Raw genomic sequence first — 25,430 nt, 5'->3', positions numbered from 1 at the left:
TGTAAATAGATTGTAGCTGTATAAACATTAGTGTGAATATTCTATTATATATTTCTGCAATTCTATCACTCAATATGAATGATTTACAGTGTAAAACGAAATACACATTACAAATTGATTCTATTATTTTCATTATTAGCTAGCGTATAGCGAATTTAAACCCTATGAACCATTGTTGCTATTTTTTTAGTTCATAAACAGATGCCTATATTTCTTGTTACTATATAATAATGTTACACCAAACTGATATCAGTACACATAGAAACAATAAAAGAGAGCATATTTTAAAAGATTTATTAAAACATGCTCTCTTTTATTAATTTGAATGAATCTTTCAGTAAAAAAGTACATTGATTTGTATCCTTTATGTAACAAAAATAATCGTTTTAAAAATCTTGTTTTTATGCTTTTTTCTATTATTCTTAAAGATAATTTATTGAATATTCTTATTGTACTCTAATTGATTTTGAATTCCTGATCTATCAATTTGAATCCAATACTCTGAAATTTTCCCGTTTTCTATTCTATACACTGCACTTGCTATTTGAATTATAGGGAGGCCTGTAGGTTCATACCCATCTATTTCTCCTATGTGTGTACCTACTTGCTTCCAGCGTACATATACTTTACTATCTTGTACTAATAATTCTTGAATTTCTAATGAAAAGTTTCCATATATTCCTATCATCTCTCTTACATGCTCAGCATAATCTTTTGGCGATCTGTATACTGTTTGTTCCTCTTCAGATATAACTTGATGTGCCAATACTTTATCTGCCATATATCGATTTGAAAAATCCGGATTACTCCCTGAACGCACTTCTTTAAAGAAATTTCTAATAATTATTTCCGGTTTCATTAAACATCCCCCTTAAAAATAAATCCAATTCTAATATCACCTGAATATATCGGATAAGTGTTATAATTCTCATCCTCACTCTTTCTTAATAAACATGTCAAGTTTGTAGTGTTGACATTAAAAATTGTAAATTTGCTTAGGATTTGCTGAGCATTGATTTAAACATGCAATATTTAATGTTTAAATCAATATATAATGATGTATAATAAATAAGAACTAATCAACATTTTTCGTTTAAGATAGTCTATCCATCTCTTACTACCTAATGACCTCAAATAAACGCTATTCAAGTCATGTTAAGAGGTACCAAAGACGCCCATATGGGCATCTTTGGTGTAAAAACACCTTATAGTATGTAAGGTGTTTTCTTATTTACTATATCTGGAATACCTCTATTTGAATAGTAAAATGTGGCTTAAATTTTACCTCGATTGTTTTGTTTTCTACACCGCCTTGAACATATAAGGAGTTACTACGAGTATAGATTCGTTTTGCCGATTTCATCTCGGCTTCAAAGATACATTTATTTTCATAAGACATGTACAATGAAACAGTTTCCACGTAATTCTTGTTATGAACGAATATCGGAATTTTTGAAGGTTTCAATGAGGCTGGTGAAGCTATCACTGGCATGACCAGTCTTCATGCCGCGCCTGAAGACTTCCAAAACAGTTGCTGGCAAAGCGATGTCGATGCCGGCTTCTTGGGTAGTATGAACAACGTGCTCAACGCTCGCCAAGCCCATTGCGAGTCTGTCCACGTCACCAGGGTGCTCCCCCTCGTCGAGACGCGGGGTATAGAACTCTACGAATTTCGGGAGTGACGACATCATCGCCGAAGCGTATGGTAGGAATTGCTCCGCCGTAATGCCGTTTGCGTTAGCGATTGCAAGAGCATGTAGGTAACTTAGCATTGCTGTCCAGAATATATCCATCTGTATCTGATAGTATAGCATGGCTAATCCGGGGTCCTCGCCCCGGTAATCGGTACTTGTTAACACTTTCAAGGTCTCCCTGTGAGCCTCGAAGGCCACTCGATCACCACTATAGTATGTGTAAGATTCCGACTTACCTATGCCTGACGGTGGAACTTGCACCCCTCCAGTAATATGCCAGGCTCCACGGTCTTCCAACCATTTAGCCGCCTTACGAGCTTTCTCCGGAGTATCCGAACTCAAGTTAACGAGCACCTTACCGAATAAGTTCTCAGAGACGGGTTCAAGAATAGAGTACATCACATTGTAATCTGTAAGGCTAAGGATTACCAACTCGTTAGCAGCTAACGCCTCGTTGACCGTGGACACCCTGATGGCTCCTTTTGCTACAAGCTGGTCTGCTTTACTTGAAGTCCGGTTCCACACGGTCAACGAGTACCCGTATTCCAGAAAAACGTCTGCCATCGCCTGACCCATCGGCCCTAACCCTATGACTGTTACTGATTTTCGGTTCCCAACCGCGTTTGTAGTTTCAGAACCATTTTTCTCATTTTGGCTATTACTTTTCAATGAAAAAACCCCTTTCAGGTGAAATTAAGTAAATCATAAAGGATTACACTAGTGTCAATGTCAACACAAACAAAAATGGCCCCGGAGCAATTTATCATGCTCGGGACCATTTCTACATTAAACAGTTCTCTTTTTCCTAATCGTTAAAGCGATTTGCCTCTCCAGTAATCTCTTTAATCCATGAAGTGCTTCGATTTGATAATTCACATTACTTAGCTTTTTTTCATACGTTTCCAGCATCTCTTCGCAATATTGATATTCGTCAGGATTTGCCGCTTCGCTCTTGAACAATACTTTAATCTCATCTGCTGTTAATCCAAGCTTCAAGTATAACTGAATCGCTTTGACTCGTTCTATGGCCGATTCGTCGAAATCCCGGTAATCGTTCTCCAACCTATCGGCGTTTAGAAGTCCTTTATTGTCATAATGCCGGATGGATCGTATGCTGACATTGGTCAATCGTGCTAGTTCGCTTATTTTCACTCCTAACAAGCCTCCTTGCATGCTCATAATAAATTGATTATACAACGGCGATTTTCCATTATTATTTGCCCTAAATGAACTTGTAGTATTTGTAAAATACAGTTTTTCATAAAAGGAACTTAAAGAAACTCTAACATAACAAACAGTTCACAATGGAGTTTGTGAATTTTTCCCGAAAATATCCTTTATTTGTGATACAAATCCTGGTTCTAGATTTTGAACTACCCTCCATGATTTATATACACAGTTTATGGACATATTTCTAGCTAAAACGGACGAAAAACTCACCCATATGAGAATATTTTAGGTGTTGTTTACGAGTATACTGTATTAAGAGGGCAAAAAACTGTATAATTTTTAGAACTAGCCAGGGCTTATTTATCATGCACATTTATAAGAAAATACTCCTTTTTTAAATGCTTTTATTTTGGTAAACGAAAGCCTTTTTTAATTCTGTTCTTAAGTTAATGGCTATGTAAGGTGACCCCTATTATAAAAGTACGACATTAATACTTCTTTTGATTGATATAATGTATAATAGCGTCATATAAAAATTCAGCTAAGTCTTCATTACTAAATTGATTTATATAATTTTTAAATCGATTATCAAATTTATACGTATTTGCAATACATGTCAACATTTCAGAATCACATACAATAGATTGTTCGAGATAACTTTTCCACTCTACAATTAATTGCTGTACTTCATCGGAAGTAGGTGATTGATTAATATAGGAAGCAATTTTTCTAAACACCCTTTCCATTTTTTGTTCGAATTCGTGAAATAAGTCCGCTTTTTCACTAGGAGAGAGTTCTTTCAGTTTCTCCTCAAATTCTTTGTATTTTTCTGTTTCTCCATAGATGAATTTCGCTTCATGAGCATATTGTTCTTGTAATGGCAAAATAGATGAATTATTAAAAATATTTAAATTGTAGATATCCTTTCCTGATACATACTCATCCACCGCAGTAATAACTGTTTCTAAATGTTGTTTTTTTAACAATAAAGTTTGGTTATGCTTTTTTAATAATTGTAGCTGTTCTTCTCTTGTAAGTTTCAAAACTTCCGCAATTTCCTTTAGAGAAAAGTCCATTTCTTTAAAAAATAGTATCATTTGAAGTCTTGCTAAACTGTTCTTATCATAGAGTCGATAACCATTTTCCGTTAAGTAAATTGGCTTTAATAAATTTATTTTATCATAGTATTGTAAGGTTCTTTTTGTTATGCCTGTAATTTGCACAATATCTTTAACCGTTAAAAATTGTTTCTTCATCCCAAAATTCCTTTATTTCATCTAGTATTTGATTGGCAGGAGTTATTGTGGCTTCAAAGATATTTTTACCTGTTTTTTCTAAATAGTATTTAATTAAATAGTATCCACAGGCATAACCAGCAGCATAAGGCATATCGACTGGTATATAGTTTTGAAGTTTTGCTAATTCATCACCATAAAGATACGGTGCAATTTTATCAAATCCTGTTAATTGTAATTGATCCTTGAGCACGGGTTTGATACGTGTATTAAGCATTTCCATAGTTGTTTTCGATACCCAAGGTCCGAGTAGATCTTCCCCAAAAATAGAAGTAGCAAAATTCTCTGCTAAACCTTCACTAACAATTAATTCACCTAAAGTAACAGTATGGTCCCACTGAATAAATTGATATCGAACATTATGATTACATTCATGTGCTAAAGCAGCTTTCATTCGAGGGATTGTGTATTCATTTGGCAAAAATGTACACAAAATATAACCAGGAATACCTCCATCACCACTATACCCTTCATTTAACATTAATGAAGGACTATTGGGATTCCCTAATAGAATCGTGAATACGTAATCAGATACACGAAGGTTCACATCATACTCTCTAAATAAATGAAGGCTTTTCCTAACAGCTTCTTTACACTCAGACCAAAAAGAATCTGACGAAATCAATTCTAGTTCTGGTGTAATCTCATTTGTAATCTGATTAGGAGAAATGCTCATTATATTATTCAATGTAATAACATCAAAACCATTTGGCTCCTCAGCTTTAAAAGGAACATATTGAATTTCCCATTTCCCCATAAACGGAGCCAACATTTCTTTCCTGTATAACTCAACCTTTTCCTCTTTTGGAGCTTGTAAAATTTTTCGGTATATTCTATCTGACCGTAATGATTTTATATTCATTTCTTTCACTCCTTATTTAATATAGTTAAAATTATGCACTATGACGTTGCGTTATAGTCAAGTGAGTTAACTAAAAATATAGCAAGAGAATGGGATTAGGTGTTTTTTTAATATTAATAGGACACTTTCATTTTTAATTACCTTGGCTTAGTTTGGATGTTAAACATATTTAAAAATATCTCCAAGCCGACTTTTAAACAACCTTATTGGGGTCCCATCACATGCCTATCAAGAATTGATTTTATGAAGATAAAAGAAAAGATTTTAGGTTCTGGTGCAAACCTTCAAAATATCTGCAGTACCTCCCCATACTTGGACATACTGATACTAGTACTCTAAAAAAAGACATGTTAAGTGTGGAAAAGCAAAATCTATTCAAGTGGAAACATTATCAACCTGATATTATTTTATTAACCATAAAATGGTGCCTACGTACAGCCTCAGTTTTCGGGATTTAATCGAATGGTAGAAATTCATTTTGTTCATAAGCCTTATTTCATTAAATGGGCCCTTTAGTGGAGAAACTTTATTGCTACCCAGCAGTTCCTTAATTCGCCTTACAGTGCAGATCTTCTTTTCACTATAAAAACATCCTTTTAGATAAACTGATTCAAAGGGGCAAAACGTCGCGACTTTATTTCAAATTTAGATAAAACCTAATAATAAACCCTCCCTTGTACTAATGCTCATGGATAGATAAGCCGATACGACCGAAGTAATAATAAATAGCATCCAAAGGGGATTGTCTTGTATATGTTCAAAGCTTTCATGGATCAGATCTTATCCGAGAATGCAAAGTATACCTATAGTTTGTACAAAGAAAAGAATACGGATATTTTGTAGATTCCATAGTACAAGTCTTTCAATTACTGCTAGGTTAAGGGGAACCATCGATTTCTAAGCTCGCTGGAGATATGCCGGGATCCAATTTAATTTTAATTAAAGAAAAACCCGTGAATTATTCACGGGTTTTTCTTTAATAACTAATTGCTATTGTTCCTTCACCTGCATGAACCGCAAATGAAATTGGTAATGGATATAATTTGAAATCCATTTCAGGGAATGCTTGTCTAATATCTGCAATCCATTCTTCCGCTCCAGCTTTATCATTAGCATGGAACATATGAAGTACTTTTGGTAATTCTTTTTCAAGTTCATTTTTAATATATTCTCGACATTTTTGGATTTTACGAACTTTCTTTTCAAGTAAAAGCTCTCCACCTTTTACTTCTAATATTAAGTTAACACTTAATAAACTTCCAAGTAAAAATTGCATGCCCTTTACACGGCCACTTGCATATAGACCTTTTAAACTCTTTGGGAATACATGAAAAGGTCTTCTTTTTTCATCTACTAATGTTTTGTGTATATCTTGTAAAGTCATACCATCATTGTATAACGATTTCGCTTTTCTAATTAGTTCATCCATTGGATAACTTGTTGTTTCACTGTCTAATACCGTTAATGGAAAACCTGCCATTTCTGCAGCTAACTTCATATTTTGATAGGTTCCACTTACTTTTCCGCTAATAGCAACTGCAAATCCTTCTTCATATTCTTCTTTGCATTTTGTAAATAACTCTACCATTTCCCCAATATTAGGTTGTGAAGTAGTGACTGTTTTACCTTCGTTTAACGCATTATAAACCCTTTCACGTACACCTTCTTCACAATCTTTGTACGAAATTCCATCAATAATAACTTCGATTGGGATAACAAAGTTATCTCCTTCTGTTTTAAAATTCGCAGTTGTACTATCAGTAATCCAAGCAACACGCTTCATGTTGTTCCTCCCTTAATTCAATTCCTCTTTTCTAATTTTTCTATATATTTATGTTATGAAAAGAGAATATCCCTGTAATAGTAACAGGACTTTATTGTTTTGGCTATAGTAGATGTATATTAAATGTGACTATTTCTTGTCTATTTCACAAATAAAAAAGAAAATCAAGGAATTTGCTCGATTTTCTTTTTATCATATACTATTTAAAAGTTTCATTATCTAAAATTACAACATAATCATTCGTTAATCGGCCAGCTTCTTTTGTATAACTAACAAGCCTTTGTATATTATCACAGCAAATTTTTGCTCCCCATACGAGTAACGGTACGCCAATAAAATCGATATGGAACCTTCTAGAAAACAGCCCACCGAAAGTCATTGGTAAAGGTACGGTTGGTGATGTATTAGAAAAAATAATCTTTTCATGACTTTGATAATGTTTTTGCAAGATTTCTCCTAAATGCTTCATCGCTGGTACAACCACTTTTGATGCGCCGCATCCAATCGTATATACAGGATGACCATGTTCATCTATGCCATGAAAAATAATTTTTCCCATATCTTCTGTTTTCAATTTATTAAAGTAATCTACATTCAAAATTTCTTCTTTCGTTAACTTGCGATCCGTTGGTAATTTATTTAAATGATACGCTGCAGCTAGTGAGGTAGTATGTGTTCCACCAAAATCTGTGTAAATGTATATCATATTATCATCCCTTGTTGTAAAAGTTCAATGTTAATTAGTATTACCGTTCTTAGCAATGTTAAACAAGGGATAAATGTATTTACGCTTTTTGTGTTAATTCATTATATTTTTTCCAAATATAATAACGTCTACTAATCACAGTGCCTAATGTAATACATAAAAAGGCATTTGTTACAACCATTAATGTCTGGTGCGTACTACCCGAAAACATACTTTGTTTAATCATAATTTTTGCTCCTAAAATAACAAGAAGGATTATTGTACTTACCCAATTTCCTTTTCGTAGTACATGACCTGTTTCACTATCTAATCGAAATGTTAAAGCTCTTCCCCGTATAATCCCAAGACATAAGCCAATTCCAAGCATTACAACAAACAGTAGTCCTTGCAGCAAAGTTATTTGTCCCATATGAATAATGGATTGAACTGTTACAAAACACAACAAAGCCGGAATGAGCCAAATACGGTTTATTTTCACTTTTCGTTCTTTACTTTGCATCAAAACAATAATAAGAATAACAAGTAAAATATCCATTTAGAATCCTCCTATAAACTTGTTTATCTTTAAAGATTATATTCTCCTCTTTTCATTCCATACTTGAAATACCATACTTGAAATACCATACTTGAAATACCATAGCTACTTTCAAGTGTAAGATGGAAAATGTGATTTCTCATCAGCCTTAAGCATTATTTATAAAAATAAAAAGACGTACTTTTTACTCGTACGCCTTTAATAACTCGTTTAAACTCCTATTTATCAACTAATTCCACACCTTTAGAATTAGCTTTACCCAACACTCGAATGTTAAATTTATTAATAGCTTTTAAAAAGATAATATAAATACAATATCCAACAATAGAACCTATAACATTACAGATCACATCATCAATATCAGTAATACGTCCCACTCCACTAAATAAAGACTCAATTAATTGTAGCAATTCAATACTAGCTGATATAGAAAATCCTAATAAAATTGTATTTTTGAATTTCTTATATTTATCCCATAGGATTGGTGCTAAAAATCCTAAAGGCATTAATAATAAAATATTCCCGCCTACATTTCTTACAATTAGACCAATCATAAATAGGGTATCTCCATCATAAGCACTACCAATTTGATTGATGTCTTTAATAATTGATGCAAATGGTATTATATTGACCGAGCGATTCAGATTTTCAATATTAAAAGGAAAACCGATTGGTAAAGGGAATAAAGTTACTGCAACAACCATACAAATGTAGATCACAAATAAAAAACTTATTATTTCTTTCCACCAAATTACATGTTTTGTATTTTTGGTACCAATTAATATTCCACGTACAATTAAATAACAAATAACTCCTAAAATAATAAACACACTACCGTTAATCATATACAAATTGTTAACACATCCTTTCATATGAATTAATAATAAAAATTTACAACTATATAGTAATGTTTTCTAATTTAAAAATCCATATAATTATATATAATTGTACAGAATTACAAAAAACCCTTATTTAATAAATAAAGGGTTCCTCGTTAACTAAAATATTTTTCAAAACAGAAATAATCATGAACCCGTTTAAATTATTTTCGTATCTCTTCTTTTAAATCCATATAATTAAAAAGCTCTTTCTATTTCTGTCATTAATTTTTCAGGTCCTGCCCCTTTATTCGACGTAATAACTAAAGTTATTCCTAATTCTGGATATATAGCCGAGCGAAAACTGACGCCTGGATCATATCCCATTACATGATATTTGAATACCTTGTTTTCTCGTGTTTCAATCCATATTCCATAGCCGTAAGATTGTTTATTATTTACTTGAAGGTGAGGAGTTAAAAATAACTTTGTATATTCTTTTCCTAAAATTTTATTATTAAATAGTGCCGCCCAAAATTTCAACATGTCTGATGCAGTAACATATGCACCTCCATCAGCACCTCCTTTTATTGGTATAGAGTAGGCGTTTGTTCTCCAATTTTGGTTAGTTTCGTCCTTTATATATCCTAGAGCTGTATGTCTTGGTAATCTATCTAACGAAAAATAGCCAGAATCGTTCATGCCAATCGGATTAAAAATGTTTTTTTCTATATACTCCGCAAATTCAAGTCCCGTCTGTTCTTCTATTATTAATCCAAGTATGATAAAACCTGCATTGTTGTAGTGAAACTTACTTCCAGGTGTAAACATCATATTACTGTTTTGGAATAATGGTAAAAAGTCTTTTAAGCTCTTTAATAGATACATAGGTGTTTGTTTCCAAAGATCTTCGAAGTTATCCATAATACTTTCATCAAAATAATCTGGTATACCAGCACTATGCGTTAGTAGTTGATGTATTGTAATATCTTCATCAAAGTTTGGAAATTTTATCTCTAGACAATCTTTTAATTTTGTATGAAAAGAAATAAAACCTTTTTCAACAAGTTGACAGATGCCAATTGCAGTGAAAATTTTACATCCTGAGACAATGCCGAATCTTGTTTGTATCGTATTGTTTATACATTCACTTTGGTTTGCGTAACCCAAAGCTTTTTTATAGACTAAGTCTTTTTCTTTTTTTACTAAAACTACTCCAGAGAAATCTATTTTCTTTTGTATTTCTTTTACAATTTTATCAATTTCATCTTTTGTTTTTATCACAACAACCACCCTTATCTTTCGGTATTGTTCTTTCCTCTTATTAAATACGATCAATTGTTAATGAGAACACAAAGTTCATTTCGAATGTATTCCACTATTTGTGGGCAGTAGGACCACCATCTCAAAATTCAGCGAAAGCAAAGAAGTTAAGTGGGGACCCTGCTGCCCGTAAAAGCCCGATTGGTGAGGGCTGATAATCAGTGGGGGATGCCCCCCTGATTAAAATTTCACTTTATTGATTCAGTAGAATACAACTTAGATTGTGATGGGAATAAAGTAAACACACACAAGACGATAGTAATAAATAACATGATCAATGAACCTACAATAACTACAAGTTGTATAGAAATGAACTGAGTCGCAACACCAGATAATATTGTAATAAAGATTGTTACTAACGCAATAACAAGTCCATATATACTTCCGATCCGTCCCATTATATGAACGGGAACGTTATTTTGGTAAAACGTATAAAATCCTGTATTTGCATATGCCATAGAGAAAGATAAAATAAAGAATCCAATAGCAGCTATTAAAAATACATTTGAAAAAGCATAAATTAAATAACCTATTGCGATGAATAATGATCCTATTCCAATTAGAAATGAAGGTGCTAATTTCTTTGATAAAATTGTATTTGTTATGGCACCTAAAATAAATCCTGCACCAGCTATACTAACTAGAAAACCGTATTCACTATCTGTTAGTAGTAATACCTCTTTCGCAAACGATAGTTCAAGTGAATCAGTAGCAGTTGCTAATACGAACATACTTTGAAATAAGAAATACACACATACGACATACACATGTTTTCTACTAAAATTTATAACAGTGTTCCAATCTTTTTTTAATACTGTAAGAGATAATATATTACTAGTTGTATCCGAAGCTTCTTTCTTATCAAGATTAGGTAAAAGTAATGTAATGAATCCTGATAAGAGAAATGCTATAGCATTTATATATATAGCAAACTCTGGTGTACTCGCAATTAATAAAACGCCTGCTATCGCTGGACCAATTAAAAATGCACCAGATCCTATTAAACTACGTAATGAGTTGAAACGTTGTCTTTGTTCTACGGGAATTAATTTCGTCATATACGTCATAGCAGTTGGCTCATAAATTGCACTGGCTATACTTATAAAGAATACGAATACATAAACAATCCAAAGTGACGGAAGTAAAGGTAAAATAGCGATAAATAACGCACGATATATATCGAGGTGAATCATTAACTTCCGTTTATTTAAACGATCAATCATACTCCCAGACCAAGCGTTTGTAAATAAAGTGGCTAATGGTTTTATTACATATAAAGTAGCAACAGCTAAGGCTGAGCCACCCATATGATAGACAAGTACATTCAGTGCTATTAAGTAAATCCATGCCCCTAAATTCGCAATACCAACTCCGGACAATAGTAATAAAGGATATTTCCAATCTTTAAGTAAGTTTTTCATTTTTGGCCCCCGCTTTCCAAATTGTTTTACAACAATAAAAAAATCCCACCCCCAAGACTTTTAATCTTAGGGACGAGATTTATCATCGCGGTGCCACCCTAGTTTGTTAATATGTCACCATACTAACCTTATCAGGTACTGCATTCTAATTCATGCTTATACCATAGCTCTATAACGGGAGCTCCCGTCACACCACCCCCTTCATAACAGGTTCCGGTGTACTGCTCAGAGGCTTGATTCAATAAAGAATTTTTACTCCTTTTCAGCTAAATGGAGCTCTCTGTGAAAAATTCATTTTATTTACTATTCTCTTCACTGCATTTGATTTTTTCCATATTATCACAAATAATTTTAACTGTAAATAAAAAATAATCAGATATTTATATTTTCGTCATTTTTGCTTTACGACCAATTCGACATACGAAACGCATTAGCTTTTTATGAAGATAAGGAAATAAAGTGAAGAATACGTCCATCGTTTTTTTTAATGGCATTGGACAAATTACTAATTTATTTTTATGAATAGCTTTCAGTGCAATTTCAGCAAACTTGTCAGCTGAAATTGGCTTATTTGTTTTTAGTTGTTTTATAATTTGATTCTTATTCATATTAATTGCAATTGATTTTTCAAATATGGGTGTATCTACAAAAGTTGGACAAAGCACACTTACATTTACACCGTATTCTTCCGCCTCATAATGTAATGAAGTTGTTAAACCTACGATAGCATGTTTGGTTGTTGCATACGCGGTACAAAGGGGAGCTGGTCCTAAACCAGTTGCAGAAGCAGTATTAATGATATGACCAAATCCTTGTTTTTTCATGAATTGGTAAGCCAATTGTGTTCCGTAAATTACTCCTAATAAATTTATTTCAATAATATGTTTCCAATCATCCAAAGACATATCGAATACTTCTCCATACATAGCAATTCCTGCATTATTAAACATATAATCAATTCTACCAAACTCATTAACTATTTTTATAATAAGTTCTTCTACGGATCCAGCGTTAGTAACATCTAAATATTCGAACCTAGCTAGTTGATTTTTATTTTTTATATTATTCACAAGGTCTTGGCCACAAGTTTCATTAATGTCAGCGATAATTACAAATATATCTTTATTTGCTAATTGAATGGCTAAAGCTTTACCAATACCAGAAGCGCCGCCAGTTATAATTGCGATTTTTTGCTCATCCATATAAATAACCTCCTGTTGTTTATACATATAATGAAAACGGACGAGTGTAAGGATTTGAACAATCGTTCTAATTCGCGTGTCACGCTACATAAATTTGTTTGAAATAGAGAGTAAAAAAATTTTAATAGCTTCTTCAAATAAAACTTCTAATTTCTCCATTTCAATTGAATGAATGAATTGACATAATCCACCTAGCCATGAACCTAATAAAAGGCATGAACCCTCAACATTTTTCATATAAAACTCACCACTTTTTATACCTTCATCTAAAATTTGTTGATATGCCTTTAAAGGGACAACAGCTAAACCATAAAGTTGTTGAACTGTAGAAGGATTCGTGCTCGGATCAGAGGCAAGTTCTTGCCCCGCTCTTAATAACGGCGTTTTGTAATTATAAAGTACAAATTTAGCCATTCCATATAATTTTTCAGTTGCGTTTGTATACTGTTTTTCTGCCATTTCCCATTTATCATGCCAGTTTTTCATACTGTCTTTAGCTAAATAAACAAATAATTCTTCTTTATTTTTATAATGATAATATATATGTCCTTTACTATAACCAGAGGCTTTAGCAATGTTATCAATGGAGGTTCTTGTATACCCTTTTAAGGAAAATAACTCTATCGCTTTTTCTGCTATTATTTTTTTGGCTAAATCACTATCATATCGTCTTTTATTCAATGTAGACTCCTTCCATCGTTTAATACAAAAATTGAACAATCGTTCTAATTTCAATATATGTAAGTTTTTTTGTTTTAGTAACTGTTAAGTATTTTATTTATTATTTTTTCTGAAAAATACGGTGCGTGAAATTACTCATAAATTTTAAAAAAAGAACCTATTGGATGTAGGTTCTTCAACAAGTTTGAATTAATTCGTATTCGCCTCTGTTAACGGTTGTAACGGCGATTCTAATTCTAGTTCTAGTGTATCTCCTTCTTGTAAATCTTGTCCTTTTTCAATACTTTGGCTCGTTACATAACCCGTACCAGAAGTTTTCAAATCTAATTTCAAAAGTTTAGAGAAATACATAACATCACGCATGGACCACCCTTTTACATTTGGCATTTGTGCGTTATTCCCCAATAAAAATATACGATCACCTTCACTCATTACCTCGCCAGACTGTGGATATTGTTTTATTATTTTTCCTTCTCCTAAAATTACTGACTGTAGCTTCTCTTTTTCTACACTTTTCTCTACTGTACCCATCGATTGATTTACATAATTTTGTACTTTTAATTTAGATTGTTTCGCTGCATCAGCTATTTGTTTTTTGGTATACGGTTTCACCTTTAAATATTCAAGGCTGTTTTTTATAACAGGTTTAAATATTTCAGCAAGAGGCTGAGCTCCATACTCATCTCCTTTTAACTTTGGCTGCTTAATAGCTAAGTATACGATTAACTCCGGATCATCAATTGGAGCCATTCCTAAAAAGGAGAAAATGTAATTCTCTTTCCCTTCCATATATCGGCCGTTTTCAGGATTCGGGATTTGTGCTGTTCCTGTTTTACCTCCAATTGGATAACCATCCACTTTATACATTGTACCAGTTCCTTTTGAAGATGTTATGACACGCTCCATTAAGCTTCTAACTTTGTCCGCTGTTTCTTTTTTTATCGGATTCCCAATTTCTTTCGGTTGATTTTCCATAATAACTTCTTTGTTTGTTGGATTTACAACTTTATCAACGATATATGGTTGCATCATTTTCCCGTCATTTGCTATAGCAGTAGCCGCTTGGATTAATTGAATCGGAGTTACTGTAGAACCTTGACCGAAAGAAGTTGTAACCTGTTGAATTTGCGTATTTAATAATAAAGTATTTTTACTTTCTCCAGGTAAATCTATTCCTGTTTTTTGATTGAATCCAAATTTATTCATATATTGCTTAAATTTATTTGGTTTCAGTAACTGATCTTCTAAAATAGAAAAAGCTACGTTTGATGATCTTTCAAAACCTTCATCAAATGTAATTGATCCCCATCCAAATCCACCATTATGATCTTTTATATCAGAGGAACCAACGGAATATTTTCCAGATTGAAAATATTCTTTTCCGTTATATACACCTTCATTAATGGCAGCTGCTAACGTAAAAACTTTCATTGTTGAACCTGGTTCATATGCATTTGCAATCGGATCATTTAAAAAGTATTCGATATCACCTACATTAGGATTGTAACTAGGTTTACTAGACATCGCTAAAACCTTTCCTGTTTTTGGATCAGCAATAATGCCAATTAACATAGAAGGATCATAATGCTCTTGTGCTTTGTTCATCGCTTCTTCTAAAAAGCTATTAATTTGTTTATCAAGCGTTAAATATACGTTATTCCCATTTTTAGCAGGTTCTACTTTACCTATATCATTCGTAAGCGGAATTCCCCTTCGTGTACCCACATATTCTATATTCCCGTTTGTAGAGCGCAAATATTTATCCAAACTCTTTTCAAGCCCAAACTTTCCTTCCGTATTCCCTTTATCATCTGGTCTAGCAAAACCAAGTATATAAGATGCAAAGTCTTCATTCGGATACACTCTTGCTTTTTCCGACATAAAAGATACACCTGGTATTTTTAAATCATTAATTTTTTCCTTCTTTTCCCTAGATAAGTTCCGACCAATTTTCCCAATTTCAACTTGCGTACGCCCTTCATGAAAGTTTTTTAATACTTCTTCTTTATCAATTTCAAGCGCATCAGCTAATTGTTGTGCGGTTTCATCTTTATTTTTCACTTTATCTTTTCCTTTTAAATTCACAACAACTCGATACGTTGTAGAATCTTGTACTAACACCTTTCCGGTTTGATCATAGATAGTGCCACGATTCGCTTCTAAAACACCTTTTTTATTATGTTGTTCATCCGCGAGGTCCTTTACATTTACATTATGCACGACTCCTACTGCCTGAATATAGAATATACGCAAAATCATAATAAGAAACAAAACAATAAAAGCAATCATCATATATCGAGCGCCTTTATTCGTTTGTAGTTTTTGCATACTTATCTCCTCTCTTTTGGAATGGATTCGTACGAAGATCCGTTTTAAAATTTGTAGTTTTTGTTTGCGATATTATATGTTTCGAAGTTTTTTTTTTAATTCCTTTAAAACAATGCAAAACTAACTGTTGTTATTTTGTGTCATTATTTTATATATTTTAAATACGGTGCGTGAAATTTCAGAATATTAATTAGTACAACTTGATTACAGAGCACTCTAAACTCTTTTCGTATTTCCTATAAAAAGTTCCCCTCTGGATGTCCAAAGGGGAACTTTTTATAGGAAAATTATGCGATATGGTTATATTTCGCTAAGAAAGGAATTCGTCTCGCTACTAATGCATACATTTTGAATACAAGTTTCGCTATTGGTTCAAACATACGTGTACTTTGCATTACTAAAGCGCTCGTAATAAGTGTTAAGAATGCTGCACCAAGTATATCTAAAGGATAATGAACACCTACATACATACGTGATATACCGACTAACACTGCCCATAAGAGCGCGATATATTTCAGTTTTTCTCCTCTAAGAATAAATACGAAGGCAATTGAAAATACAAGTACAGAATGATCACTAACGAATGATGAATCTGCTGCGTGTGGTACTAATTGGTGTACATCATGTGATACGAACGGACGCGGATGGTAATATACTGCGTGTATAAGAACATTTACTACTAATGCAATAATAACCGAAAGCGTCGTATATAAAACTGTATATTGTTTTCTAATTGCATTCTCTTTCTTTCCATTATTAAACCATAAGATAAGCATAAATAAAATGGCTACGTATGCAGCGCTATTTGTAATTGCAACCATTATTGTATCTAATAGTTTGGATGAATCAGCAAAATTATTAAACCACTGAAATACTGTGTAATTCATAATACTCTCTCCCTACTTACAAGTGTTCTTGATTTACACAGTATACAATACCATTATGAAAATGGGCTTAAACTTTTTTCATCTAATTCTCATTTTACTATTACTCATTTGACAATTATAAAACAAATTTTATACGCTATTTATGTATAAAGCCGGTAAACCTTTATAATAAGGCGGTTCGTATTTTTTTCATGTTTGGAATACATAACATGTTCATTTAAATATACTAATTGCAAAATCATATTTTTTAATTCATTTGAAGTACAATATTTCCGAATTGTTCTCCATGTTCCATACGGCTTAGTGCACTAATTGCTTCTTCTAACGAGTAAACCTTATCAATAATTGGTTTAATTTGATATTTTTCAATAAACTTTATCATCTCATTAAATTCCTCACGGCTACCCATGGATGTTCCCATAATATCAATTTGATTATAAAATAATGCGCGTAATGGTAATTCAATTTTATCTCCTGAGCTTGCACCAAAATTCACGATTCTTCCGTTTGGTTTTAATACATCAAAATATTTCAAAAAAGTTGCTGGACCTATACTATCTATTATTAAATCTACTTTTTCACCTTGTAAGCTCTCTTCCCAATTTCCGGCACTATGAAAAGAAATATCTGCACCATATTTTGCAGCAAGTTCCATTTTATTCTCTACCCTTGAAGTAACACTCACTTTTGCGCCAATTGCTTTCGCGAATAACATGGCGAATGTAGCAACACCACCGCCTATTCCCGGAATTAAAACGTGTTCGCCGCGCTTCAATCTACCTTTAGTAAAAAGCGCTCTATATGCAGTTAATGCGGATAAAGATAAAACACCTGATTCTTCCCAAGTAAGATATGACGGCTTTTCTACAACATTTTCAACTGGTACAATTACATATTCAGCAAACGTTCCATCTTTCGGCCCACCTAGCACTTCCGGTAACTCCGGTACTTCAGTAGCATGTTCCCATCCAATACTAGGATTAATAATAACTTCTGTATGTAATATGTTATCAGAAACACCGTTTCCAATTTCCGTAACAATACCTGCACCATCTGATCCTAAGATTAAAGGTAATTGCATTTCTTTTCTATTATTCATAATAAATAAATCCCGATGATTTAAGCCTGCTGATTTTAATTTCACTTTAACTTCCCCATTATTAAGTGTTCTCTCAGGTGATATTTTATATTCTACACCGTCAAATCCAGTTTTATATTGATGTACGATAGCTTTCATTATAATTCCCCCTTAATAATTTTAATGTACTAGAAATTTCGAAATAAACAAAATTATTTGCTCGTAAAAAAGAAGGGATGCTTTTTGGCATCTCTTCTTTGATTGCTTATTTTATTATACAAGGTAATGTAATTGTAACGATTGTTCCTTCGTTTTCTTTACTCTCTATTTGAATAGTTCCGTTATATTTTTCTACAAGTCGTTTTGCAATAGACAAGCCTAGCCCGTTTCCACCTTGTTTTCGACTTCTCGCTTTGTCAACTCGATAAAACCGATTAAGAACAAATGGTAAATCGGATTCAGGTATTCCCGCTCCATGATCTATTACACGAATTTTAACTTTCCCTGATTGTAAACTGGATTCTATGCAAATATATTTATTAATCTCTTTTGTATACTTAACTGCATTATCCATTATGATAATAATAATTTGTTCTAAGTAAGATGATGGCATTGACACATAAGCTCCATCATCCCCAAATTTCATATCAAATTGAAAATCACTTTGAAGTACTATAAAGTTTTGTGTAACATGTTTTAATACGCTATTTACATGGACTGGCTCAGATGCAATTGGATGCATTTGTTCAGATTCAGCTCTTGATAGTTCTAGCAATTCTGAAACTAATTTATTTAAACGATCTACTTCCTTTAAACTAGATTGAAGAGATTTATCTAATACTGCTGGATCATTTTTCCCCCATCGGTTTAACATCGCTAAGTGTCCATGAATAATTGTTAACGGTGTTCTTAGTTCATGAGATGCGTCTTCGACAAATTGTTTCTGTTGTGTAAAAGAAGTTTCTACTTCATCCATCATCTCATTAAAGAGAAATGATAATTTTGCAAGCTCATCATTATTTTCTCGTACTGGAACCCGTTCATTAAGTCCATTCTTTTTAATACGTTTCATCGTATCTGTTATATTTTGAACACTTGATAATAGTTTCTTCGTTATAAGTATCCCGCCTAAAAAACTAAATATCAATCCGAATATTCCAGCAATAGCCATTACCACTAAAATAATTTTTAATAAATGATCAAATGTCTCTAGGTTTTTCGTAAGTTCAATAGTACCAGTAAACTCTTTCGTATTAATTGGTATGCGCTTAACTAATATTCGATCTTCTAAATGCCTTTTTATAAATGACTCATCTTTTATAACCTGTTTCGGCTTTATCCATGTTTCATTAAAATCTCGTGAAACAGTAATAATCGGCTCCCCATCCATGTCAATAATACGAATCATTTGATGCTTATCAATCATATTGTTTAGAAAATCTTTACTGTTTTCAAATGTTTTACTCGAAAGGGTATCATTTTTATCTTGGAAATATGCCGCTATTTCCGTCACTTGCCTATTTATTTGTTTCTGTTCATAATCTATAGTCCACTTATTGATTACAATAAACTGCAAAGCACTATATAAGATGAATAAAATAAATACTAGTGTAGTGGACCAAAGTGTTAGTTTCCACTTTATAGGTAGATTTCGAATTCGAAACATAATATTTTTTATCATTTCATTATATATCCCGCACCACGGACTGTTTGGATATACTCCTCCTTATCTACACTATGTAACTTGTTTCGCAAATAACGAACATATACATCAACGATATTTGTCTCAACAATTGCATCATATCCCCATACTTGGTCCAGTAAAACATCACGAGTAAGTACGCGATTAATATTTTTCATAAACATAAGCAATAACTCGAATTCTTTATTTGTAAGTTCAATTTCTTCATTTCCTTTAGTTATAGTTCGAGATTCAATCTGAAGCTGCAAATCTTTGAATGTAAGAAATGAAACCTGCTTGTTTTCAATATGTTCTTCTCTTCTAAATATCACTCTCATACGTGCTAACAGTTCTTCAATTGCAAATGGTTTCGGAAGATAATCATCCGCTCCACTATCTAAACCTGTCACACGGTCCATAATACTATCACGAGCAGTCAGCATAATAATAGGTGTATTTTTAGTCGCTCTTAGTCGACGACATACCTCTAGTCCATTTAATCCAGGCAGCATTAAATCAAGCAAAATGAGATCGTAATTCTTTTCTAGTGCTGCGCTTAACCCTTTTCTTCCATCTAGTTGTATATCTACTTTATACCCTTCATATTTTAGTTCTAATTCTAGAAAATCTGCTAAACTTTCCTCATCCTCAATAATTAAAATGTGTTGCAACGATAGTTCCTCCTAGACGATTAAATGAATAAATAATCCTATTCCAAATATAATTACAATGATTTGATGCAATTTTCTATACACCATAAATTTTTCTTTCTTATTTATTTTCTGTAAATAAAACCCAACAACCCCTAGTGCGATTAAGGCTAATAGAGAAAATATACCACTGTATATGAGTAAAATATGAGGACTCCCTTTTATAAAAAAGTAAACACCATGAGTAATTGCAACAGCTATTATAGCGTATCCAATTAATACATGAAACTTTTTTGCAAATAGATACACTTCTTTAACTTTTTTAAATCCTTGTATATTTTTCTTCTTTAAAAACACCCATATATGGCGTAAAAACCATAATGAAGCAGCGATAATAGCCCCATATTCACCAAAAGAGCCTAATTTTTTATTTAACCATTTTACATTCAAAACATTGCCGTATATAACATTAATAAATAGCATCACTACACTACAAATAATAATAGTAATGCCTATAATTTTAACACACACACGAAAATATTTATTTCTTAATATCTTCTCCATTTTATTTAATCTCCTTACTCACAAAAGCTTTGTAACAAGCAGTCTATCAAATAAAAAAGAAAAGAACATGAGAGAAAGATTAAAATAAAATGAGAATTTCAATATCACTGACAATTATTATTGATTTTTTTCAGCTAACTTTATTATGTTTTGAATAAACGGTTCTTTTGCCTTTGTATATGAAACACGATCAAAAGCATATGTAATAGCAAGCATCTCTTTTAATTCTCTATATTCTTTACGTGCCCATTCATGGCTTATTAGAAAGTCACGAAATAAAATATTGTTCCTCCATTCGTCACTATTATAAATATAAACATGCAAATGATGAGTACCTGCTCTCCATTTTCCCTTTCTAAAAAAACGCCAATTCGTTGCTTCTTTTGGGACAAACTCATATCCAATTTCAGATAGAATCTCAATCCAGTTTTCAATAATTTGCAATTCTGTTACGCCAATCATCATATCAATAAGAGGTTTAGCTCCTAATCCTTCTACTGCTGTGCTCCCTATATGTTCAACAGCGATTATTTCTTGTCCTAACAAGGAACAGAATTTCTCTTTTTCTTTTATATACTCTTCAACCCAGTCTTTTTGATACGGTTTAATAACAATTTGTTGATCCATTGTATCCACCTCTTTATAAGTGTTTATCATTATATTTATAAAACTTTATATTATTAGCATAGGATTTCCATAAAATATGTCGAATAGTGGAATGTACAACTTAATTATATTAAATGTGAGGTAAGCTATGAAAGATAATTCCGTCGAAATTCAGTTAAATAGTGTAACATTCCAATTAAAAGAATATCATAATTTTGATTGGCTTATTAAATTAGGGACCGTATTTGCAGTTTTTGACCAGCAAGACTCAGGTAATATAAGTTTTGGTGTAGAAAAAGATGGTCACAAGAAATTTATCAAATACGCAGGAGCACAAACAATTGCATATGAAGGTACAACGGGTGATGCTATTAAAAGGCTAAAAAATTCAGTTACTATTTATGAAGATTTAAAGCATGAATCGCTCATAAGATTAATTGATCATTTTCCAGTTCAATCTGGATATGTATTAATTTTCGATTGGTTTGATGGTGAATGTCTTCATTCGCATTGGCGCTTCCCACCTCCTGAGAAATATGAAAATCCAAACTCTCCATTTTATAAATTTAGACATTTATCTGCTATAGAACGAGTTCATTCCTTACATTCCATTTTTTCTTTCCATACTTATGTAGAAAAGAAAAACTATGTAGCGATAGATTTTTATGACGGTAGTATTTTATATAATTTTAATACAAACAAGACAAAAATTTGTGATATAGATTTATACAGTAAGAAACCTTACATAAATAAAATGGGCCGGCTATGGGGTTCCTCCCGTTTTATGTCACCAGAGGAATTTGAACTAAACGCAACAATTGATGAACGAACAAATGTATTTAATATGGGAGCAATGGCTTTCTCACTTTTAGGCGGTGAAAAAGATCGTTCCTTTATAAAATGGGAAGCAAGTAAGGAATTATATGAGGTAGCGTATCGTGCTGTAAATGACAATCGGGCAGAACGGTATGCATCCGTTGCAGAATTTTACGAAGCGTGGTTAAAAGCGGCTAATACAGAAAAGATATAACCCTAAATTATTAAAAGAAATATAGAGTTTATACTATTATCATGTATAGCAAGAATGATTTTATGAGCATTTCATATTATTGTGTTCTAATTTTAAAACGAAATAAAAAGGACACCTATTCCTAAAACAGCTTTAATTGCTACTTTAATGAATTGTTGTCCTCTAGTTTTCTAGCCGGACTATATTCGAATGTTATTTTAAACATCCCAATAGTCACTATTAACATCATTAGTATATTTGCTGATTTCCTTCTCTTTCCCACACTTTTCACATTTATAATAACTAACTATCCCCATCTTACCAGTTCTAAAATCTTCATTGTCATAACTTTTATTAAGTTTATATCTATGTATACATTTAGGTTCTTTTAATTTATCAAACTAATTTCCTAACATAAATTAAATCCCTTTCCTCTCGAAAATATTCTTTTTATTCCCATCCCCTTAACCACACCTTAGAAAAGATTCACAATCAGTGAAACGAGGTAGCTTGTTTTTCTATAAACAGTTGCGATAGGTAAGACTTTGAAGTTATCTCCATCTTTTCCCCCGCTTAGCACTGTACGTGCGACTTTCATCGCATACAGCGCCCCATCTTATCCTTTTATACTAAAGTAACTAGATTACAAGCTTTACGGAGTTTGTTTATTTTCTTCAATTGTTTATCGTTCAATTGAAGAATTCTCATATATGTTCTAATCGTCTCGTCATTTGTAGCGTGAATCAATCTGTGGACAAATTCATGTACAATAATCAGGTTATTAAACTCGTCAGTTCCTCCCATACCTTTCGGTATTTTATGGTGACAGTGCACATCTTCAGCTATTAAGAAGATTCCGATGACAGCGCATTTACCATTTTGCATGGAATACCTGGATATTCTGTTATCTGTATACTCCATGCTTTGTCCTTTATTGGAGGATAGCAACATCTTTTGCATTTCATTGGCAATGTTACCTTTTAGGCTTTTGATGAGTTTTTGTCTTCCTTGCTTAGTGTAATTGCATATGTCTTGACTAAAACTTTGAGGGAATCGTGTTTGTATGTCCGCTAGTGGATATACATGATTGCCCGCTATTTCAAAGGTTCTATAATTGTTCCTATGAGTTCTTTTGTATAATGCATTCACATTGGTAGGAATCTTATATTTCCCTATTGATTTTAGACGATTAAACAAAGTTTTCGAGAGACGAAAGGCTATTTCAGCAAAGTCTATAGTTACATGTGTTGCAATTTTGTAATAATTTTTTATACCAAGTACATAAGAGTTATAGTCCTGTACTGTTTTCCCTGATGGGCTTTTTTGAATTGCTTTAATCCTTGTCTTTGCTTTTTCAAGGATATCCTTTTTCTTTTTCTCGCTTACATGTGTGTTTGCCACATATCTTTCGCGCTTTTTAACAGATTTGATAGAGAACCCCAGAAAATCGGAAGATTTTCTTTTTAGGTTAGTTATAGTCGATTTTTCATTAGATATATTAAGGTTTAATTGATTTTTAAGATAACCTTCTACTGCATGGAATATTTTGATTGCAGATTGATGATTGTTAGTAAATATTTTAAAATCATCTGCGTATCTAACGATATGCATTTTCTTCAATTTTGTTTTTATCAGCAATGGATTTTTGGTTGCTGTTGTGTATGGTCTTCTTGTTTTAATATTCTCCCATTGCCTAGATATCCACCAATCCAAATCGTTTAATACAACATTACTAAGTAATGGGCTTAGGATTCCTCCTTGCGGAGTTCCTTTTGTAGGAATACCTTTTCCTTTGATTGGTGCTTTTAACATTTTAGAGATAATTGTCAGCACCCTTTTATCAGTTATGCCTATGTTGTATAGTTGTTTTAATAACTTGGAATGGTTCACGTTGTCAAAGAAACCTTGTATATCAATGTCTACTACGTGACTAAATCTTCCTCTGTTTATCAGATATTGACACCTAGCCATTGCGTGGTGTGTTGACCTGTTAGGTCTGAATCCATATGAATGCTTGTGGAATTTTGCCTCGCATATTGGTTCTAGAACCTGTTTGAACATTTGTTGAATCAATCTATCTCTCATTGTAGGGATTCCTAATGGGCGTTTCTTCCCATTAGGTTTAGGTATTTCTATCCTACGTACCGTATTTGGTTTGTAATTTGTGAGAGTTTTTCTAATATCGTCAACGAAGGAATTTACATCTTCCATTTTATAATGGTCGATTGTGATACCATCTGTTCCTTCAGTTTTAGAACCACTGTTAGCCTTTATACTTCTATATGCCAATAGAATATTTTCTTTTGATATGATGTATTTATATAGATTTACACCTTTAGTAGCGTTATTTTCACTACGTTGGTATAAATCATCAAACACTTTTTGCATATCGTAATATTCTGCATTTCGTAATGTTGTACTCACCGATGTATTATTTCCCCTTTCTTACGAAAAGTCCCATCATCTTACTCGATCCTGTGAGTTACATCTAGTTAATTTAGTTTTCAAAGAACAAGACTAGGGACTATCCCTCCACATTCGCTACATGCTTCGTCGGTACTTTGTCCCCACCTTCACAAGAATGAAGCAATTTCGGTTCGTTAGAACCTTATATGCATCTGTCCGCTAGTAGGCGTTGGTGACAGTTTCTTGCTTACCACGTTCCGATTGACTTAGCTATACATATATCCTTAGGTGCTTGCTTTAAGCCTGTTATCTTTACACCCTCATCGTTAGATGTTCCGAATTTCGTATCCTTTACTCTTACTTTTCGGTAGATAACGTCATCATTGACGACATACAAATTTCTATTGTATTAATAATTTAGACCCGTACATTCGCAAGTTCGCCAGTCCGTTATTTTAGACATTCTCACCATAGATATTTTGTAGCATCCCGACCTATCCATTACCATATGATTTCTCACTTAGGTTTTGTTCAGCCGACTTCACCTAGCTTCATACAATTTGTGACTACTATCACGCCTTGCATGTAGGAGTATTAGATAAGTAGTTTCAGCTCAACATGACGGCTTTCATTCCTACTTTCAGTCAAACAGTTGTTGTTATCAAATTGATAACCCTCCTACTTCGTGTTTGCACACTTATGAGGAAACGTGTCGCACAAAGGATTATTTT

General features: G+C 32.7%; 24 protein-coding genes, 2 pseudogenes and 1 other annotated feature. Of the genes and pseudogenes, 2 read left to right on the top strand and 24 right to left on the bottom strand.

Features of this window, described 5'->3' with window-relative positions; all coding sequences use genetic code 11:
- Positions 1-433: 433 nt before the first annotated feature.
- The 6 genes and pseudogenes from ACTJJY_RS06335 to ACTJJY_RS06310 form a co-directional block, all read right to left on the bottom strand.
- Positions 434-859, bottom strand: a complete 426-nt coding sequence (locus ACTJJY_RS06335) for an ester cyclase (protein ID WP_000801679.1) — start codon at positions 857-859, stop codon at positions 434-436.
- Between the two features lie 375 nt (positions 860-1,234).
- Positions 1,235-1,423, bottom strand: a pseudogene (locus ACTJJY_RS06330) (hypothetical protein); the annotation flags it as partial.
- 7 nt (positions 1,424-1,430) lie between these two features.
- A complete protein-coding gene (locus ACTJJY_RS06325) occupies positions 1,431-2,363 on the bottom strand; it encodes an NAD(P)-dependent oxidoreductase (protein ID WP_000841637.1) in 933 nt (310 codons plus the stop codon).
- A 117-nt stretch (positions 2,364-2,480) separates the two neighbouring features.
- Positions 2,481-2,846 (bottom strand): MerR family transcriptional regulator, encoded by a 366-nt coding sequence (locus ACTJJY_RS06320; RefSeq protein ID WP_000703056.1) that lies wholly within the window; start codon positions 2,844-2,846, stop codon positions 2,481-2,483.
- A 506-nt stretch (positions 2,847-3,352) separates the two neighbouring features.
- Positions 3,353-4,120: a MerR family transcriptional regulator gene (locus tag ACTJJY_RS06315; RefSeq protein WP_000743883.1), complete on the bottom strand. Its 768-nt coding sequence runs from the start codon at positions 4,118-4,120 to the stop codon at positions 3,353-3,355.
- Positions 4,095-5,021 carry a DUF2268 domain-containing protein gene (locus ACTJJY_RS06310; RefSeq protein WP_440605218.1) on the bottom strand — a complete coding sequence of 309 codons (927 nt, stop codon included), beginning with the start codon at positions 5,019-5,021 and terminating at the stop codon, positions 4,095-4,097. The genes ACTJJY_RS06315 and ACTJJY_RS06310 overlap by 26 nt, the downstream gene beginning before the upstream one ends.
- A 356-nt stretch (positions 5,022-5,377) precedes the next feature.
- Between ACTJJY_RS06310 and ACTJJY_RS06305 the strand changes: the two are divergent.
- A pseudogene (locus ACTJJY_RS06305) lies at positions 5,378-5,484 on the top strand (IS6 family transposase); the annotation flags it as partial.
- A gap of 513 nt (positions 5,485-5,997) precedes the next feature.
- Here the strand turns inward: ACTJJY_RS06305 and ACTJJY_RS06300 are convergent.
- The 15 genes from ACTJJY_RS06300 to ACTJJY_RS06230 all read right to left on the bottom strand — a co-directional run bounded on the left by ACTJJY_RS06300 (position 5,998) and on the right by ACTJJY_RS06230 (position 21,305).
- Positions 5,998-6,804 (bottom strand): DegV family protein, encoded by an 807-nt coding sequence (locus ACTJJY_RS06300; protein WP_000831921.1) that lies wholly within the window; start codon positions 6,802-6,804, stop codon positions 5,998-6,000.
- A gap of 199 nt (positions 6,805-7,003) precedes the next feature.
- Complete coding sequence (locus tag ACTJJY_RS06295) at positions 7,004-7,510, bottom strand: DUF3189 family protein (RefSeq protein WP_000639421.1); 507 nt, start codon at positions 7,508-7,510, stop codon at positions 7,004-7,006.
- Between the two features lie 79 nt (positions 7,511-7,589).
- The gene (locus ACTJJY_RS06290; protein ID WP_000353706.1) at positions 7,590-8,045 is read right to left on the bottom strand and encodes a DUF1453 family protein; all 456 of its coding nucleotides are present in this window, start codon (positions 8,043-8,045) and stop codon (positions 7,590-7,592) included.
- 218 nt (positions 8,046-8,263) lie between these two features.
- Positions 8,264-8,896: a VanZ family protein gene (locus ACTJJY_RS06285; RefSeq protein WP_000281849.1), complete on the bottom strand. Its 633-nt coding sequence runs from the start codon at positions 8,894-8,896 to the stop codon at positions 8,264-8,266.
- 225 nt (positions 8,897-9,121) lie between these two features.
- Positions 9,122-10,147 (bottom strand): serine hydrolase domain-containing protein, encoded by a 1,026-nt coding sequence (locus tag ACTJJY_RS06280; RefSeq protein ID WP_440605217.1) that lies wholly within the window; start codon positions 10,145-10,147, stop codon positions 9,122-9,124.
- Positions 10,148-10,374: 227 nt separating this feature from the next.
- Complete coding sequence (locus ACTJJY_RS06275) at positions 10,375-11,607, bottom strand: MFS transporter (RefSeq protein WP_440605216.1); 1,233 nt, start codon at positions 11,605-11,607, stop codon at positions 10,375-10,377.
- A gap of 65 nt (positions 11,608-11,672) precedes the next feature.
- Positions 11,673-11,932 (bottom strand) — a binding site (T-box leader).
- Between the two features lie 55 nt (positions 11,933-11,987).
- A complete protein-coding gene (locus ACTJJY_RS06270) occupies positions 11,988-12,809 on the bottom strand; it encodes an SDR family NAD(P)-dependent oxidoreductase (RefSeq protein WP_440605215.1) in 822 nt (273 codons plus the stop codon).
- Between the two features lie 84 nt (positions 12,810-12,893).
- A complete protein-coding gene (locus ACTJJY_RS06265) occupies positions 12,894-13,490 on the bottom strand; it encodes a TetR family transcriptional regulator C-terminal domain-containing protein (RefSeq protein WP_440605214.1) in 597 nt (198 codons plus the stop codon).
- Between the two features lie 189 nt (positions 13,491-13,679).
- Positions 13,680-15,818: a penicillin-binding protein gene (locus ACTJJY_RS06260; RefSeq protein WP_440605213.1), complete on the bottom strand. Its 2,139-nt coding sequence runs from the start codon at positions 15,816-15,818 to the stop codon at positions 13,680-13,682.
- Between the two features lie 287 nt (positions 15,819-16,105).
- Positions 16,106-16,705, bottom strand: a complete 600-nt coding sequence (locus tag ACTJJY_RS06255) for an undecaprenyl-diphosphatase (protein ID WP_048656849.1) — start codon at positions 16,703-16,705, stop codon at positions 16,106-16,108.
- A gap of 247 nt (positions 16,706-16,952) precedes the next feature.
- The gene (locus ACTJJY_RS06250; RefSeq protein WP_440605212.1) at positions 16,953-17,942 is read right to left on the bottom strand and encodes a zinc-binding dehydrogenase; all 990 of its coding nucleotides are present in this window, start codon (positions 17,940-17,942) and stop codon (positions 16,953-16,955) included.
- Positions 17,943-18,048: 106 nt separating this feature from the next.
- Positions 18,049-19,464, bottom strand: a complete 1,416-nt coding sequence (locus ACTJJY_RS06245; protein ID WP_440605211.1) for a HAMP domain-containing sensor histidine kinase — start codon at positions 19,462-19,464, stop codon at positions 18,049-18,051.
- A complete protein-coding gene (locus ACTJJY_RS06240) occupies positions 19,461-20,135 on the bottom strand; it encodes a response regulator transcription factor (RefSeq protein WP_001163828.1) in 675 nt (224 codons plus the stop codon). Before ACTJJY_RS06240 ends, ACTJJY_RS06245 begins: the two co-directional genes overlap by 4 nt.
- A 12-nt stretch (positions 20,136-20,147) precedes the next feature.
- Positions 20,148-20,678, bottom strand: a complete 531-nt coding sequence (locus tag ACTJJY_RS06235) for a hypothetical protein (RefSeq protein ID WP_440605210.1) — start codon at positions 20,676-20,678, stop codon at positions 20,148-20,150.
- A 117-nt stretch (positions 20,679-20,795) separates the two neighbouring features.
- Positions 20,796-21,305 carry a GrpB family protein gene (locus ACTJJY_RS06230; RefSeq protein WP_440605209.1) on the bottom strand — a complete coding sequence of 170 codons (510 nt, stop codon included), beginning with the start codon at positions 21,303-21,305 and terminating at the stop codon, positions 20,796-20,798.
- Between the two features lie 127 nt (positions 21,306-21,432).
- Here ACTJJY_RS06230 and ACTJJY_RS06225 point away from each other — a divergent pair, with 127 nt between their 5' ends.
- Positions 21,433-22,314: a protein kinase domain-containing protein gene (locus ACTJJY_RS06225; RefSeq protein WP_440605208.1), complete on the top strand. Its 882-nt coding sequence runs from the start codon at positions 21,433-21,435 to the stop codon at positions 22,312-22,314.
- Positions 22,315-22,768: 454 nt separating this feature from the next.
- Here ACTJJY_RS06225 and ACTJJY_RS06220 read toward each other — a convergent pair whose 3' ends face one another.
- The 3 genes from ACTJJY_RS06220 to ACTJJY_RS06210 all read right to left on the bottom strand — a co-directional run bounded on the left by ACTJJY_RS06220 (position 22,769) and on the right by ACTJJY_RS06210 (position 25,096).
- Positions 22,769-22,891 (bottom strand): hypothetical protein, encoded by a 123-nt coding sequence (locus ACTJJY_RS06220; protein WP_440605207.1) that lies wholly within the window; start codon positions 22,889-22,891, stop codon positions 22,769-22,771.
- A 26-nt stretch (positions 22,892-22,917) separates the two neighbouring features.
- Positions 22,918-24,717 carry a group II intron reverse transcriptase/maturase gene (gene ltrA / locus ACTJJY_RS06215; protein WP_440605206.1) on the bottom strand — a complete coding sequence of 600 codons (1,800 nt, stop codon included), beginning with the start codon at positions 24,715-24,717 and terminating at the stop codon, positions 22,918-22,920.
- Between the two features lie 229 nt (positions 24,718-24,946).
- The gene (locus tag ACTJJY_RS06210) at positions 24,947-25,096 is read right to left on the bottom strand and encodes a hypothetical protein (protein WP_165773209.1); all 150 of its coding nucleotides are present in this window, start codon (positions 25,094-25,096) and stop codon (positions 24,947-24,949) included.
- Positions 25,097-25,430 lie beyond the last annotated feature (334 nt).

The sequence above is a fragment of the Bacillus sp. 22475 genome, from assembly GCF_052044835.1.
GTDB classification, from domain to species: Bacteria; Bacillota; Bacilli; order Bacillales; family Bacillaceae_G; genus Bacillus_A; species Bacillus_A cereus.
This window is presented reverse-complemented; position numbering and strand designations above follow the sequence as displayed.

Bases quoted from the DNA above. Each gene is read 5' to 3' on its own strand.
- ACTJJY_RS06335 (WP_000801679.1), bottom strand. From the start codon at position 859: ATGAAACCGGAAATAATTATTAGAAATTTCTTTAAAGAAGTGCGTTCA.
- ACTJJY_RS06315 (WP_000743883.1), bottom strand. From the start codon at position 4,120: ATGAAGAAACAATTTTTAACGGTTAAAGATATTGTGCAAATTACAGGC.
- ACTJJY_RS06310 (WP_440605218.1), bottom strand. From the start codon at position 5,021: ATGAATATAAAATCATTACGGTCAGATAGAATATACCGAAAAATTTTA.
- ACTJJY_RS06300 (WP_000831921.1), bottom strand. From the start codon at position 6,804: ATGAAGCGTGTTGCTTGGATTACTGATAGTACAACTGCGAATTTTAAA.
- ACTJJY_RS06295 (WP_000639421.1), bottom strand. From the start codon at position 7,510: ATGATATACATTTACACAGATTTTGGTGGAACACATACTACCTCACTA.
- ACTJJY_RS06290 (WP_000353706.1), bottom strand. From the start codon at position 8,045: ATGGATATTTTACTTGTTATTCTTATTATTGTTTTGATGCAAAGTAAA.
- ACTJJY_RS06275 (WP_440605216.1), bottom strand. From the start codon at position 11,607: ATGAAAAACTTACTTAAAGATTGGAAATATCCTTTATTACTATTGTCC.
- ACTJJY_RS06270 (WP_440605215.1), bottom strand. From the start codon at position 12,809: ATGGATGAGCAAAAAATCGCAATTATAACTGGCGGCGCTTCTGGTATT.
- ACTJJY_RS06260 (WP_440605213.1), bottom strand. From the start codon at position 15,818: ATGCAAAAACTACAAACGAATAAAGGCGCTCGATATATGATGATTGCT.
- ACTJJY_RS06255 (WP_048656849.1), bottom strand. From the start codon at position 16,705: ATGAATTACACAGTATTTCAGTGGTTTAATAATTTTGCTGATTCATCC.
- ACTJJY_RS06250 (WP_440605212.1), bottom strand. From the start codon at position 17,942: ATGAAAGCTATCGTACATCAATATAAAACTGGATTTGACGGTGTAGAA.
- ACTJJY_RS06245 (WP_440605211.1), bottom strand. From the start codon at position 19,464: ATGATAAAAAATATTATGTTTCGAATTCGAAATCTACCTATAAAGTGG.
- ACTJJY_RS06235 (WP_440605210.1), bottom strand. From the start codon at position 20,678: ATGGAGAAGATATTAAGAAATAAATATTTTCGTGTGTGTGTTAAAATT.
- ACTJJY_RS06230 (WP_440605209.1), bottom strand. From the start codon at position 21,305: ATGGATCAACAAATTGTTATTAAACCGTATCAAAAAGACTGGGTTGAA.
- ACTJJY_RS06225 (WP_440605208.1), top strand. From the start codon at position 21,433: ATGAAAGATAATTCCGTCGAAATTCAGTTAAATAGTGTAACATTCCAA.
- ACTJJY_RS06220 (WP_440605207.1), bottom strand. From the start codon at position 22,891: ATGAAAGTCGCACGTACAGTGCTAAGCGGGGGAAAAGATGGAGATAAC.